Raw genomic sequence first — 13,673 nt, forward strand, 5'->3', positions numbered from 1 at the left:
TTCAGGGGGCAACCCCATCCCATTGAGTGTCATGGATGTCGGCAACAATCAGCATGCGTCGGTCAGAATTCTCCGGACGGCGTCGTCAAAGGCGATTCCTGCATGCTCCAAGGCCGCGGCAAATCCGGCATCTGGAGCAATGCACGGGTTGGCGTTAATCTCCAGAACAAAGGGATTGCCATTCCCGTCAACGCGAAAATCGACGCGGGCGTAACCGGCCAGGCCGAAGTGGTGCCAGCACTTGAGGGCAATGGCGTTCAGACCTTCCAGAAGGTCGCTGTCGGATGACGGAAAAACGAATCGCCGGGGTGTGTGGTGATATTCAAAGGCGGTTTCGTCCCACTTGGCGCGGTAGTCCACGATGCGCGGCATCGCGTCGTTGTAACCATCGAAAATAATCTCCGCCGGCGGCAGCACAGTGGGGCCGTTCTCCCCGGCCAGGAGGGAGAGATTGAACTCCCGGCCGGCAACGAACGCTTCGGCAAAACAGGCTCCGCCCAGCGAAGCTGCCCGTTCGGCCAGGCCCGGGAAAACCGTATCGGCCGTCGCATCAAAGATCAGACTCTGCGGTCCAAGACCGATGGAGGCGTGTTCCCAGACCGATTTGACGATCCAGGTGCGTTTTTTATCGTTTCCGCCCTGCACGGTACCATGGCCGCCCGGCCACGGGCCGATCCAGGCCGGGGTGGGGATGTCGGCGGCCGCCATCCACCGCTTGGCCAGGGTCTTGTTGGAGGTGAGCAGCATGGCTTCGGCCGGGGCGCCGGTGTAGGGCAGGGGCATGGCGTCAAAGCAGAAGGGCAGCAGATGGATCAGCCGGCCCTGACCGCCGATGGACTCCACTAGGTTGAAGACCCGGTCGACCTTCAAATCCTGGAGGGTTTGCTGGATCCCGGCCAGATCCAGGCTGCAGGCGATGCGGCTGACATCGTGGCCCAGCAGCAGGAGCGCACCGGCCACGGCATCGGCCTGGGCCAGCACATCCCTGGCATCAAGGCTGTCAGTGTCGACGACGGTATCGTGAACAATGGCGACTTTCATCTTTCGTACATGCCTTCGGCGATGTTGAAGACCAGGTCCCAGCGCCGGCCGGCCACCAGGGCCTCAGCCAGTTGGCGGCCGTGGCCGATGCGTTCGGTACGGTGGCCCAGTGACTGGAGGGTCGATTCGATGGCCGCCACCGTATCGTCACGATCGAATTCGGCGGTCGCTTCTTCGGTGAAACCCTCGGCCAGATAGGCCGAGCGCAGGTCATAGGTCAGTCCGATGGTCAGGGACATGGATACCATCTCCTCACAGGTGTAAGGGACATGCAACCCATTCAGCGGTTGCAGGGTTCGGGGTAGCGGTAGTGCTTGTTCTCGTAATTTCTCAATATCAGGGCATCGTCTTCGCGGCCGACCACATAGTCGGGCATCAGCGGAATCTTGCCGCCACCGCCGGGAGCGTCGATCACATAGGTGGGCAAGGCGTACCCGCTGGTGAATCCGCGCAGGCCGCGGATGATCGAAAGGCCGGTCTCAACGGGCGTACGAAAATGGGCGGAACCGGTGATCGGATCGCACTGATACAGATAGTAGGGGCGCACGCGCATCTTGAGCAGTTTGTGCACGAGCTCGCGCATGGTCTCCAGGTTGTCGTTGACGCCTTTGAGCAGCACGGTCTGGGAACCCAGGGGGATTCCCGCATCGGCCAGCATGGCGCAGGCGCGCGAGGCCTCGGGCGTACACTCGTCCGGGTGGGTGAAGTGCAGGCTCATCCACAGGGGGTGATACTGACGCAGCATGCGCACCAGGCGCGCCGTGATACGCTGGGGCAGTACGGCCGGCACCTTGGTGCCGATGCGCACGATCTCCACATGGGGGATCTGACGCAGCCGTGAAAGGACCCAGGAGAGTTTCTCCTCACCGAGCATCAGCGGGTCGCCGCCGGAGATCAGGACATCGCGTACCGACGGCGTCTGCTCGATGTAAGCGAAGGCACGCTCCAGCCGGTTGCGGCTGGGGTGGATGGCCCCATGGCCGACCACCCGTGAGCGGGTGCAGTAACGGCAATAGGTGGAGCAGAAGTCAGACAAGAGCAAGAGCACGCGGTCCGGGTAGCGATGCACCAGGCCCGGCACCGGGCTCATGGCATCCTCGCCCAGCGGATCGTCGGCTTCACCGGTGGTATGCACGGTCTCGTGTATGGTTGGAATCACCGTGCGCCGGATGGGCTGATCCGGATTGTCCGGAGAAACCAGACTCATGTAATAGGGCGTAATTCCGAGCGGCAGGGTGGTCCCGGACTGCTTAAAGGCAGCCCGCTCCACGTCGGAGAGGACGATCATCTTCTCCAACTGGTTCAGGCTGCGGATACGGTGGCTGGTCTGCCACTGCCAGTCATTCCAGAGTTTGGTGGTGATACCGGGAAAATGTTTCTTGCGGAACGATCTGACTGCCGGGTTAAGAATTCCGGCGCGATGGGTGGGGAACCGGACAATGCGTCCACTACGTTTGGAGGCGGATTGGGCAGGCGATTGGGGCCTACCGCTGCCGGGGTCAAACGGGTCGTCGTCCCCTTCCGGGGCCGCTTGGGTTGGAACCGCGTTTTCTTGCTGGTTGGTTTTTACGATGACATGCATGGCGTCTGTTTTCCTTTATTGATGGTCCTATTCATTGATGCGTGCCGGAAAAGAGAAGGCCACCATCTAATTTTTGCCATTAGCAATTTTATTGCCAAAGTAACAAACGCGCTGGAATTAGGTTGCATCATGGTCCGAACGCTGAAAAATGCTTTTCCATTGCTGCTGTTTTTATTTTGTTGAAGATCCAACTGATGAAGACCGGAGCGGGATGCCGGCAAAACCGCCGGGTAAAACAGGACATCGGATGTCGCTTTTTGATGGAACAACAGAAACCGGATGTCGCTTTTTTGTCTCCCACCTATTAACCATTCAGGATTTATACTTTGTCTTATCGACACCATGCTTGGCGGCCAGCCTGCTTAACTGCCGGGCAGTGATGTGGGCTTCCTTGGCTGATACGTTGATTCTTCCCTTGTGTTTCTTTAGCAGATTTTCCAGGTAAGTCCGTTCGAATTCATCGATGGCGATCTGTCTGGCTTGAGATAAAGGCAGCGACTTGGATTCATTTGCTGCCTGCACGATCTTGGAACCGATGATCAAGGTATCCGGGAAACTGCCCGATCTGAGCAAGCTACCCGATTCAAGGATATAGGCACGTTCTAGAATGTTTTCCAGTTCCCGCAAATTTCCAGGCCAGCTATAGTCCTGCATGGCATCGGCAATTCCGCTTTCCAGTCCGGTGATTGCTTTGCCATATTTCTTTTCCAGGTTGGCCAGAAACAACGTGACCAGATGCGGTAAATCCTCCTTGCGGTCTCTTAGGGCGGGAAGCTCAATCGGAAAGACATTTAAGCGGTAATAAAGATCTTTGCGGAAGCTTCCCGCTTTGGCCATTTTCTCTAAATCGGCGTTGGTGGCCCCGATGATCCGGGCATTCGTGTGCAGAATATCCTTGCCACCGACCCGATTGAATGTGCCATCCTGCAATACCTGCAACAGTTTTATCTGCGTGGCATGGGTGATGGTACCGATTTCGTCTAAAAATATGGTTCCCTCCTGAGCCATTTCAAATTTACCGATCTTCCTGCGGTCCGCTCCGGTGAAAGCCCCTTTTTCGTGGCCGAACAGTTCGCTTTCTACCAGCGTTTCGGGAATGGCTCCGCAATGCAATGAAACAAAAGGGCCATCCGAACGGTGGCTGTGGCGGTGAATCAACCTTGCCATCAACCCCTTGCCGGTACCGGTATCGCCCAACAGCAGGACGGTTGCAATCGTCGGGGCGACGCTGCGGACTCTCTCCAGCACATTACGCATGGACTGATTTTTGGTGTGGATGATGTCCAACCAATCCGATTTCCAAAACTGGTCGCGCAGGTAATCCAGTTCCTGGTCCTTCAATCGGTTCTCCTGGACCGACTTAAGGACCAGATCAATCTCTTCGCCATCAATGGGGTAGGTAAGGTAGTCGTCGGCTCCCTGTCTGACAGCCATTACGGCCTGCCTGACCATGGGCTTGGGAGCCATGGCGATAAATTGAACAAGAGGATGAAGCCGCCTGACTTCCCGAACGATTTTTTCGAATCCGGCCGCTGTCTTGTCGGCAAGTTCGACCACATCAATAAACACCAGGTCAATGGGATGGCCATTGTCGATCTCAGCTAAGCTGATATCCGAAACCGTACGCACCGTCACCACTCGACCCAGCTTGCTGTGGATCAACCGGCTGATTTGGGCATCTTTGCAAACAATCAGAACATCCTTCATCTTGACACTACATGATTGAGAATAGGGAGACTGTTGAAGCGAATAAAACTATATTAAATTATTACATATAGTTATATGATTTATAACGCTTTTTGAGCTCAGGATCAAGAACTTCTTTTGTCCGTTGCGGCAGATCGGCGCTCAGATGTCTATCCCGGATCGGCATTGCTTTTTATCTTTGGCTGCGTCGTCACGCTGGAATGCTTTGACATGCAGGATGTTCCTGTTCCCCGTCTTCTCAATCATTCCATCGACAATTAGCCGCTCTTTGATCAACTGCTTTAGTTGTCTGCCCACGAGGTCATCGGCAACACGGTATCGTTTTTCATCATATCCGGCGATATCTACTGCAGTAATATCACCATGTTCCCCCCAGGCAGCGGCGATGACAATACCCTTCATTTGAATCGGGATGAGTTTTTGCATCAGGTGTCCATTGGGATATGGGTTGAAATGTTTATTCAATTTTTAATACGCAATTTATGTGCCTGCCGATTAGTTACAACTCGATCGCAGATTCCAATTGCCCCCTCGGGGCAAAAGACAGCCGCTTCGGTTGCATGGTACAGGGGCTGGTCAACGCCCACTCAACCCCGCCGCATGTTGATCACACGAATACCGGGGCCGTTGATTTCTTAGCCCACTAGGCGTGCCGATGTTTGCAGACATACGGGGTCCGATTCCGAAGATGTATGGACATCGTGTGTCCGGTGGCGTTCATTGCGCAACTTGTCAACGCCTTGAGTACGTTATTATTCAAGATTACCGTTGGCAATGGCCACTGAATGATCATGCCTCAAAGACTTGGCATATGTGTTGCTGAACCTGTGTTTAACAACCGGGCCAATTAAATGCATCAACTGGCGCTGGCCGGTTCGAATTCAGACCTTCTACGAAAAAGGAGGAGGAAGAAAAAGGTAATAAGAAGAAATCCGAAGGATCGCGACCGGTGTGCCCTTCAAACGCCTGATCGAGGTCGCCAACGATGAAAATTCTCGACTGATCGTTATCGGCACCAAGGGGCGTAGCAACTTGGCTGACGTTATTCTTGGATCTACAGCTGAAAAAATGTTTCGGCACTGCCCCTTTCCATTGCTGAGTATCAGGCCGTTACCACCCCCTCACAAAGCGGTTGAAGCGAAAGGGGCATGAAGAATGAGTATCCGGAAACAATTTTAAAACCAAGCCGGTATGGGACCATGTTTATCTGTCCGATGTTACGCCAAGGGGTGCTGAAAAACAAAAAATCCATGTATTATTTGTTTACATTTCGAATGCGATGGTATCCCCGGCACACAATTTCTGAATCCCGAAAACCCGGTAAAATGCACACAAGGCCTCCAGGTTTGTGCAGTGCATGGGATAGAGGTGCGCGACCGGATGACGCTGAAAATAGTCGATGGTTTTTTCGAGCTGGTGCCGGTCGCCCAATAGGTGAAATCCTCCTATCACCGCGTGAACATTTTTTTGACCGGTGACTTTTTTGGCGTAGTCGACGATATTGCAAATCCCCGCGTGGGAACATCCGGTAATGATGATCAACCCCTTTTTCGTTTCAATGGCCAACGCCGTATCGTCGATGATGAAATCCGGACGCCGATCTTCTCCCTGCAAGTGAAAAAATGCCGTCTGCTGGGCTTCAAAGTCATTGAGCCGGGGGATTTCACCCAAAAAACAAATTCGGTCCGTTATTCGATAGGGGCCTTTTGACAATACCAGGTCGAAGTTTTGCGCCATCTCCTTCCGGCGGTAGAACATGCCGTTGTATTGTCCGGTTGCTTTGTGCCGGTCCACAAACGCACCCGGGTGGACGAGCACCTTCATTTTTGTCGCCGTATTGTCCTCGAGCGCTCTGAGGCCGTCGGCATGGTCCCAATGCCCGTGGCTGAGTACAATCCAGTCTGCGGTGTTTACGTCGATGCCAAACAAACCGGCATTGTGCATGAAAACATCCGTGGCGCCCGTATCGAACAGAATATTTTGTTCAGCCGCAACGAATACAGAAAACCCATGTTGCGCCAGAAAGATGTTGTCCTTGAAGCCCATTTGGGCCTGATCTTCACACAGGATTGAAATCCTCACGTCTTTATTCATGGGCACATTCCCCTTTTGTCTATCCGACTAAATCAGGATGCGATTTAAGAACTGGCGGGTCCTTTTCTTTTCCGGATGGTCAAAAAAGGCATGGCCGATGCCTTTTTCGATTACCTGGCCGTTATCCATAAAAATAATCTCATGGGCCACTTTTCTGGCGAATCCCATTTCATGGGTAACCACGACCATGGTCATCCCCTCACTGGACAGATCGATCATGACGTCAAGCACCTCCTTGATCATTTCCGGGTCTAGGGCAGAGGTCGGTTCGTCAAACAACATGATGGCCGGTTCCATGGCCAAGGCCCTGGCGATGGCCACCCGCTGCTGCTGACCGCCGGAAAGCGCCGCCGGGTACTTTCGCGCCTTTTCCGGGATTCCCACCCGTTCGAGGATTTGCATAGCTTTTTGCTCGGCTTCGGTTTTGCTTTGTTTACGAACCCGGATGGGTGCCAGAGTGATATTGTCCAGGGCGGTCATATGGGGATAGAGTTCGAAATGCTGAAACACCATGCCGATGTTAGAACGTAGTTTATGAATATTCGTGGCGGGGTCCAGTACGGATATGCCGTCGACGATGATTTCTCCTTCCTGGAACCGTTCCAGGCCGTTGATACACCGAAGCAGCGAGCTTTTTCCGGAACCGCTGGGGCCGCAAATCACGACGGTCTGCCCTTTTTTTATGGTTTCACTGATCCCACCCAGCGCCTGATGATGGGGACCGTACCATAGGCTGACATTTTTAATTTCAATCACACCCAATCCCTTTGCAGACGATTCTCCAACCGATGGCTGATCAGCGCACCGGCCGAACAAAAGAGGAAGTATACCAGGCCGGCGAAGAGATAGAGTTCAACCGAGCGTGCTTCGCGTGCGTCCACCAGGTTGACGCGGCGTAAAAATTCCCTTAACCCGATTACATATGCCAGAGACGTGTCCTGAAAAATGACCACGGCCTGCGTCACCAGCGCAGGCGTCATGTTGCGCAGTGCCTGGGGCAGGATGACATGACGGGCGCATTGAAAGAAGGTCAATCCGCTGGCATACGCCGCCATTGACTGGCCAATGGAAATGGACTGGATGCCGGCGCGGATGATCTCCGCGAAGTATGCCGCTTCGAATACGATAAAGGAGACGACGGCGGCCAGGAATTCGTCCATTGATTGTCCGGTAATGATCGGTGATAGGAAGTACAGCCAGAAAATCACCAGAATGAGCGGCAGACCCCGGAAAAAATGAATATAGAGCGTGGCTGGGTAATAGAGCCAGGGCTTCGATGACAGGCGGGCCATGGCCAAAAGAATGCCAAGCAGCAGGCCACCCGCGATGGTGATCAGTGCCAGTTGGAAGGTCAGAACAAGCCCGCCGAGCATGAAATCCAGGTTATGGATGATGACAGATAGATCCATTCTTTATTGTCCGCGGGCGATCATGCCCGGAATAGGAAGCCTTTTTTCAATCAACGACATAAAAAGCACAACCCATGCCGAGATGAGAAGATAGGTCAAACTGGCTGCCGTCGTGGTCTCTAAGCCGTGCCAGGTAAACGAGTCGATGTAATAAGCCGTATGGGTGATTTCCATGACACCAATGGTCATGGTAAGGGCAGAGTTTTTAAAGCAGGTCAGAAACTCCGTCGTAAACGGGGGGATGATGATACGGAAGGCATACGGCGCAATGACATGGCGATAGGTTTGGAAGGTGGTCAGGCCGGTCGAATAGGCGGCATGGTACTGGTCCGGTGAAATGGCCAGCAGACCGGATCGAAACTGCTCGGCCAATCGTGACGCCGTATACGTTCCCAGGGCGATGACGCCTGCCCAGAAAGAATAGTCGGATACATGGTCGTACAACCACGCCTGGGACGATTTTGGCAAAAGCAGGGGGGCTGCAAAATACCAGAAAAAAAGCTGCACCAGAAAAGGGGTATTGCGGAAGATTTGCACATAGACGCTTCCTGCGAACCGGATCGGTCTCGATGGCAATACTCTGCAAATACCGATCGAGATCCCCAACATCATAGCGATCAGCCAGGCCAGCAGAGACAAGTGGATAGTGGTGACGATCCCCTTGATCAACATGGCGCCATAGGGCTCACGCCACAAAACCGTCCAGTCGAACGTGTAGTTCAGAAAACCCATTTTCAATTAATCATCAAGGCCCGTTTTCACCAGCAGGATGATAATTCCCGTCAGTTCTCCGTTCTCCGGGTCGTCGATCGAGACCCTCTGATGGTGTGATTTCCGGGCCTCGATCAAAACGCAAAAGACCCGTTGGATGTTGAATGGTCAATGGCTTTTAGTCCGGGTAGCTCAACGCCTGCAGCAAGGTTTTATATTCCGAGCTCATTGGCAGCGGTACTTCGCCCTTGGGACCGAACCATTTATCATAGATTTGCTCGAACCGACCGCTTTTGATGGTTTTGATGAGAACGGCGTTCACGAAGTCACGCCACTCTCCCTGATTCTCCGGGAGAATGATGCCATACGGTTCATAGGTCAGGTATTGACCGACGATTTTCCAGTCGCCGGGGGTTTTCGCTTTGGCCTGCATGCCTGCCAAAATGCTGGCATCCGTGAAATAGGCATGGATTTTACCCTGTTGAAGGGCCAGGAACCCTTTGTTGTGTTCTTCAAAGAGTATCTTCTCGCAGGCTGGTTGGATGATACCGGAGGCCATGGCCCTGTCGATGCCTTTGATGTTGGCGGTCGATCCGCTGCCCATGCCGACCCGTTTGCCGGCCAGATCGGAAAAGTTTTTTATGGCACTGTTTTTTGGGACCAACAATCTTGTACCGGTAAGAAAATAGGGCAGACTGAAATCGACCACCTCTTCTCTTGCCAGCGTAATCGTGGTTGATCCGATGCCGATATCGACCGTGCCGTTGATTACCAGGGGGATACGCGTTTTGGGATTGATTGGTTTTTTCACCAGTTCGATTGTTTTGCCGAATTTTTCGTTCAGCCCGGTAGCGATTTCATACCCGAGGTCGAGACCAAAGCCAACCCACTCCCCCTTTTCGTTCATGAAACCAAAAGGAACCGAACCTTCGCGAAACCCCATGGTGACCTGACCTGTCTGTTCGATCTTTTTAAGAATGTCTTGGGCCTGTGAGGGCATCGCCAAACCCAGGGAGACGACGATACATACGATACCGACGGCCAATAAAAATCCTCTTCTGCTTTTTTTCCCATCTTTTCGGATTACGGTTTTCATCATGATCTTCTCCTATTATCATTTTAACAGATTTTCATCCCAACCCAGTTTCTTTGGTTCGCATGATTGCTCCATCACCAGTCATTGCACTGTATGGGGAAAACATGATGTGCGCATAAGTGCAAAATTCGAAGAACTATATGACGATCTTGTATGGTAAGAGCAAATCGTTAATTTTAATTATACGCAAGCCTTTGATTGTTCCTTTCAATACCTCGCCAAAATAGATTGCCCCGGGAACAAGGGATGACCTATGACCGGAGAGGGGTGCAGCAAAAATCTCGCCGCACCCCTCATCCAACCAATAGCACACATGTTAAAATGAGAAATATAGCGACTCTGTATATCAGAACCACCAGATATCGCGTTTGCGGGGGTTCCCGTAAGAGTCGAAGGAATCACCTGACTCACGCAATACCGCCTTCAGATCTTCTTCATTAAAATCAAAACCATCTGCAACAGCAGCAACGACAAAGTCAGGCATGGTTTCGATCTGATCGTATTTCAGGCGTAGGACTTTATCTTCTCCACCAGCAATTAAAAATCTCTCAACTTCTTTCTTGGACACGATTCTCTCCTTTCAGGTAACAAAATTGATGGTATTTATAATTTTTTTTCAGTCCTCATCATCAATGATGATTTGCATTGGTTGTGTATCAGACATATGCATGCAGCGCGCCATGTCGCTTTTTTATAATCATTTGAATTTCAGGTAATGTCATGAATCCATTAAGGGGTTGATGGTTCAAAACCTCTATTTGGCCTATTTATAGCCATTTTAATCAGTTATCAACGGATTAAGGATGTTGCCGAATTTCAAAGAAAGTCTGGAGATGTAAAAAAAAGAAATCACAAAATTGAAAAAACTCAAAGATATAATACAAAATTGTATATGATTATCTACAAATTCCAGGTACTGTAACAATACATCCAAACGCGGTTGCCCTGCGCTGTTTTTGAATTTGTCTTTCCTGCCCGGTTGTGACAAATCCAAAGTCCGCCGAAACCGTTCAAACCCGAGCGGGGCATCCAACTGGTATCGGTCAGCGCTGAGATCGAAGCGAATCTCGTCCAGGCCGCCTTGCTTGCTGTGAATGAAAAGGGCTTTCAAATGAGGTCGTGCGGTGGCATTTTCAGGACAGATCGCCTCCATTGTTAGGGAAGTGGTGGCCACAAACCAGATTTGGGAACTCCAATTATCCGGCAACCCAAAAAGAATCTCTGATTCCGATATTATGAAAAAATAAATCCATGAGGAACGACAACGATTCCTTTTTCAGTTACCTTAAACCGTTGTCGGTCTTTGGCCAAATCGTGACCGATTTGCTCTTCAGGGGGAATGGTAACGCTTTTATCGACGATACAATTTTTCAATTTAACTCCGGTACCAACGTGAACGTCATTAAATAAGATAGATTTCTCTACAATCGCTCTATCATCGATATAACTACCGGCAGACAAAATGGAATCCCTGATATTTCCACCGGAGATCACAACGCCGCCGGCTAAAATTGAGTTGATGATAACACCGTCAGTTCCTGAAGCTCCGGAAATGGTTCTTGCGGGTGGTTGTTGTTGTTGATAGGTCCTGATGGGCCAGTTATGCTGATAAAGATTCAGGGGCGGAACGGGCGCAAGAAGATCTATATTTGCCTTGTAGTACGCGTCTATTGTACCGACATCTCGCCAGTATCGATCAGGCGTTACCCGGCCCCGTTCACCGCCGAATTGATAGGCGTAAACCTTTTGATCCCGCACAAGTCGCGGCAGGACATCTTTTCCAAAATCGTGACTCGAATCCTTTATTTGATGATCGCGTATCAAGGCTGTCATCAACAATTCACTGGAAAAGACATACAACCCCATAGAGGCCAGTGCTTTTTCAGGATTTGAAGGAATGGGGGTCGGCCTATCGGGTTTTTCCTCAAACGCGATGATCCGCTGATTTTCATTGATAACGACCACACCGAATGCGCTGGCTTCTTCAATGGAAACCTCCATACAGGCGATGGTGACATCCGCGCCCGACGCTTTATGAGATTTGAGCATTGCCTCATAGTCCATCCGATAAATATGGTCACCGGAAAGGATCATGGTATACTGCGAGTTGCTGCGTTCAATCAGATTCAGATTTTGGAAGATCGCATCGGCCGTCCCTTCATACCAGTGCTCGCCACGGTTCATTTGAGCCGGAACTGGCGTGATATATTCTCCAAGTTCCGGATTGAAGATAGACCAGCCATCTCGAAGGTGTTTGTTCAGGGAGTGGGACTTATATTGCGTTAAGACCAGAACCCTGCGTAATCCGGAGTGGAGGCAATTGGTCAGGGTGAAATCGATAATCCGGTATTTCCCGCCAAAAAGAACGGATGGTTTCGAGCGTCTTGCAGTTAGAGGGTATAACCGGGATCCTTCGCCTCCTGCCAGGATGAACGTCAGTGTTTGATTTTGTATCATTGTGTGATTCCTATAAGGCTGTATCCGATTTTAATTATTCGTTGGGTGCCTCCAACAACTGCCTGTATACGGTGATATATTTATCGGCCGATCGGTTCCATGAGAAATCCTGGGCCATCGCCGTCGCCATCATCTCCTCCCATTTTTCGGGGCGGTTTCGGTATACATCGACGGCACGTTTTGCCGCATCAAAGAAAAAATGCGCATTGAAGTCAAAGAACGTAAATCCGTTGACGCCGTCCTGGATCGAATCAGCCAGGCCGCCGGTCTGCCGGACAATGGGCAGCGTGCCATACCTCAGGCTGTAAATTTGATTCAATCCGCAGGGTTCAAACAGGGACGGCATCAGAAACATGTCCGCGCCGGCTTCGATTCGATGGGCCAACGCGTTGTTGAAGCCGATGTAAATGCCAACGCGGTCCGGATAGCTGTGAAGCAGCCATTCAAAAAATGCATGGTATGTCGGGTCGCCGGATCCAAGCACGATCATCTGTGTATCCAGTTGCAGAATCTGCTCGGCGCATGCTCTGATCAGATCGATTCCTTTTTGCTCGACCAAGCGGCTGATCACACCAATTAGAGGTACATCCACCCTGTCAGGTAATCCGTACTCCTCACGCAGCCGGGTTTTTATCTGGTATTTCCCTGATCGATCGTCAGTCGAATAGTGGATGCCATAGGTATAGGGGTCAACGTCCGGGCTCCAACTTCGATAATCCACGCCATTTAAAATCCCAACCAACTTCCCGCTATTGCGTTGAAGAATGTCCTGCAACCCGAACCCGAAATCGGTTTCCTCAATCTCCTTTGCGTAAGTTTCGCTGACCGTTGTTACGGTGTCGGACAGATGGATTGCGCCTTTGGTCAGGTTGATCTGGCCGAAAAATTCGAAATCGTTGGTGTAGTAGCCGCGGGGTAGGGACAGAATCGGCCAGTGGTCTTCCGGGAACCGGCCCTGATAAGAGATATTGTGAATCGTGTACACAACTTTCGGAACCGGTTGGAAAAATGGGTCTTGGCAATAGCCTGCGGTTATGGCTTTGAGGATTGCCGGAAGCGCCGCTGTTTGCCAGTCGTTGCAGTGGATCACATCGGGTAAGAAATCGATTGCTTTACAACCCGCCAACACCGCCTTGCAAAAGAAGACAAACCGTTCCAGGTTGTCCGGATAGTTCCAGTCACCCAGTCCGTATAATCCTTCACGGTTGAAAAACGCCTCGTTTTCAACAAAATAGGTGGGGATGCCGTCGTTTTCCGTTTGCCACAAAACGCTGCCGTGAAGCCCATGATGGGTTTGGACCGTAAAGTCGGTCACCTGCGCCATGACAAGGTTTTGCTGCACGATGCTAAGATACTTGGGCATGATCGTTCGAATATCGTGCCCCATCGAACTTAAGGCTTCTGGAAGGGCCTTTGCCACGTCGGCAAGACCTCCGGTTTTGGCATAGGGTGCAATTTCCGGTGAAACGAAAAGAATTTTCATGGCAATATCCTTAAAGAGCAATTGTTATTCTATCTCATCAAGCGGGTTGCCGGCAAGGATATCGGTATTGTCGGCATAAGATGGGGGAACAAA

At 51.5% G+C, this 13,673-nt stretch carries 14 protein-coding genes; 1 reads left to right on the forward strand and 13 read right to left on the reverse strand.

Annotation, left to right across the window (positions count from 1 at the left end):
• Positions 1-48 precede the first annotated feature (48 nt).
• From GN112_RS22705 to GN112_RS22725, 5 genes are all read right to left on the reverse strand, one after another.
• Positions 49-1,041, reverse strand: a complete 993-nt coding sequence (locus GN112_RS22705; RefSeq protein WP_155312297.1) for a D-alanine--D-alanine ligase family protein — start codon at positions 1,039-1,041, stop codon at positions 49-51.
• A complete protein-coding gene (locus tag GN112_RS22710; protein ID WP_231717098.1) occupies positions 1,038-1,280 on the reverse strand; it encodes a hypothetical protein in 243 nt (80 codons plus the stop codon). The genes GN112_RS22705 and GN112_RS22710 overlap by 4 nt, the downstream gene beginning before the upstream one ends.
• Before the next feature lie 41 nt (positions 1,281-1,321).
• Positions 1,322-2,623 (reverse strand): KamA family radical SAM protein, encoded by a 1,302-nt coding sequence (locus GN112_RS22715; protein WP_155312298.1) that lies wholly within the window; start codon positions 2,621-2,623, stop codon positions 1,322-1,324.
• A gap of 312 nt (positions 2,624-2,935) precedes the next feature.
• Positions 2,936-4,330: a sigma-54-dependent transcriptional regulator gene (locus tag GN112_RS22720; RefSeq protein ID WP_155312299.1), complete on the reverse strand. Its 1,395-nt coding sequence runs from the start codon at positions 4,328-4,330 to the stop codon at positions 2,936-2,938.
• Positions 4,331-4,471: 141 nt separating this feature from the next.
• Positions 4,472-4,756: a hypothetical protein gene (locus GN112_RS22725; RefSeq protein WP_155312300.1), complete on the reverse strand. Its 285-nt coding sequence runs from the start codon at positions 4,754-4,756 to the stop codon at positions 4,472-4,474.
• A 513-nt stretch (positions 4,757-5,269) separates the two neighbouring features.
• Here GN112_RS22725 and GN112_RS35395 point away from each other — a divergent pair.
• A complete protein-coding gene (locus GN112_RS35395) occupies positions 5,270-5,482 on the forward strand; it encodes a universal stress protein (protein WP_414736150.1) in 213 nt (70 codons plus the stop codon).
• A 111-nt stretch (positions 5,483-5,593) separates the two neighbouring features.
• Here GN112_RS35395 and GN112_RS22735 read toward each other — a convergent pair whose 3' ends face one another.
• The 8 genes from GN112_RS22735 to GN112_RS22770 all read right to left on the reverse strand — a co-directional run bounded on the left by GN112_RS22735 (position 5,594) and on the right by GN112_RS22770 (position 13,580).
• Entirely contained in the window at positions 5,594-6,424 is an 831-nt protein-coding gene (locus tag GN112_RS22735; protein WP_155312301.1) for an MBL fold metallo-hydrolase, read from the reverse strand.
• Positions 6,425-6,451: 27 nt separating this feature from the next.
• Positions 6,452-7,180, reverse strand: coding sequence for an amino acid ABC transporter ATP-binding protein (locus GN112_RS22740; RefSeq protein ID WP_155312302.1), 729 nt, complete (start codon positions 7,178-7,180; stop codon positions 6,452-6,454).
• Positions 7,177-7,833, reverse strand: a complete 657-nt coding sequence (locus GN112_RS22745) for an amino acid ABC transporter permease (RefSeq protein ID WP_155312303.1) — start codon at positions 7,831-7,833, stop codon at positions 7,177-7,179. The genes GN112_RS22740 and GN112_RS22745 overlap by 4 nt, the downstream gene beginning before the upstream one ends.
• 3 nt (positions 7,834-7,836) lie before the next feature.
• Positions 7,837-8,565, reverse strand: a complete 729-nt coding sequence (locus GN112_RS22750) for an amino acid ABC transporter permease (RefSeq protein WP_155312304.1) — start codon at positions 8,563-8,565, stop codon at positions 7,837-7,839.
• A 157-nt stretch (positions 8,566-8,722) separates the two neighbouring features.
• On the reverse strand, positions 8,723-9,643 hold the full coding sequence (locus GN112_RS22755) for a transporter substrate-binding domain-containing protein (protein WP_231717099.1): 921 nt from the start codon (positions 9,641-9,643) through the stop codon (positions 8,723-8,725).
• A gap of 343 nt (positions 9,644-9,986) precedes the next feature.
• A complete protein-coding gene (locus GN112_RS22760) occupies positions 9,987-10,208 on the reverse strand; it encodes a Nif11-like leader peptide family natural product precursor (RefSeq protein ID WP_155312305.1) in 222 nt (73 codons plus the stop codon).
• A 665-nt stretch (positions 10,209-10,873) separates the two neighbouring features.
• The gene (gene glgC, locus GN112_RS22765; protein WP_155312306.1) at positions 10,874-12,097 is read right to left on the reverse strand and encodes a glucose-1-phosphate adenylyltransferase; all 1,224 of its coding nucleotides are present in this window, start codon (positions 12,095-12,097) and stop codon (positions 10,874-10,876) included.
• A 34-nt stretch (positions 12,098-12,131) separates the two neighbouring features.
• Positions 12,132-13,580 (reverse strand): glycogen synthase, encoded by a 1,449-nt coding sequence (locus GN112_RS22770; RefSeq protein WP_155312307.1) that lies wholly within the window; start codon positions 13,578-13,580, stop codon positions 12,132-12,134.
• Positions 13,581-13,673: the final 93 nt, after the last annotated feature.

The organism is Desulfosarcina ovata subsp. ovata (assembly GCF_009689005.1).
Lineage (GTDB): Bacteria > Desulfobacterota > Desulfobacteria > Desulfobacterales > Desulfosarcinaceae > Desulfosarcina > Desulfosarcina ovata.

Excerpts from the sequence above, each read along its gene's own strand:
- GN112_RS22705 (WP_155312297.1), bottom strand. The coding sequence starts at position 1,041 with ATGAAAGTCGCCATTGTTCACGATACCGTCGTCGACACTGACAGCCTT.
- GN112_RS22710 (WP_231717098.1), bottom strand. The coding sequence starts at position 1,280 with ATGTCCCTGACCATCGGACTGACCTATGACCTGCGCTCGGCCTATCTG.
- GN112_RS22715 (WP_155312298.1), bottom strand. The coding sequence starts at position 2,623 with ATGCATGTCATCGTAAAAACCAACCAGCAAGAAAACGCGGTTCCAACC.
- GN112_RS22720 (WP_155312299.1), bottom strand. The coding sequence starts at position 4,330 with ATGAAGGATGTTCTGATTGTTTGCAAAGATGCCCAAATCAGCCGGTTG.
- GN112_RS22725 (WP_155312300.1), bottom strand. The coding sequence starts at position 4,756 with ATGCAAAAACTCATCCCGATTCAAATGAAGGGTATTGTCATCGCCGCT.
- GN112_RS22735 (WP_155312301.1), bottom strand. The coding sequence starts at position 6,424 with ATGAATAAAGACGTGAGGATTTCAATCCTGTGTGAAGATCAGGCCCAA.
- GN112_RS22745 (WP_155312303.1), bottom strand. The coding sequence starts at position 7,833 with ATGGATCTATCTGTCATCATCCATAACCTGGATTTCATGCTCGGCGGG.
- GN112_RS22750 (WP_155312304.1), bottom strand. The coding sequence starts at position 8,565 with ATGGGTTTTCTGAACTACACGTTCGACTGGACGGTTTTGTGGCGTGAG.
- GN112_RS22755 (WP_231717099.1), bottom strand. The coding sequence starts at position 9,643 with ATGATGAAAACCGTAATCCGAAAAGATGGGAAAAAAAGCAGAAGAGGA.
- glgC (WP_155312306.1), bottom strand. The coding sequence starts at position 12,097 with ATGATACAAAATCAAACACTGACGTTCATCCTGGCAGGAGGCGAAGGA.
- GN112_RS22770 (WP_155312307.1), bottom strand. The coding sequence starts at position 13,580 with ATGAAAATTCTTTTCGTTTCACCGGAAATTGCACCCTATGCCAAAACC.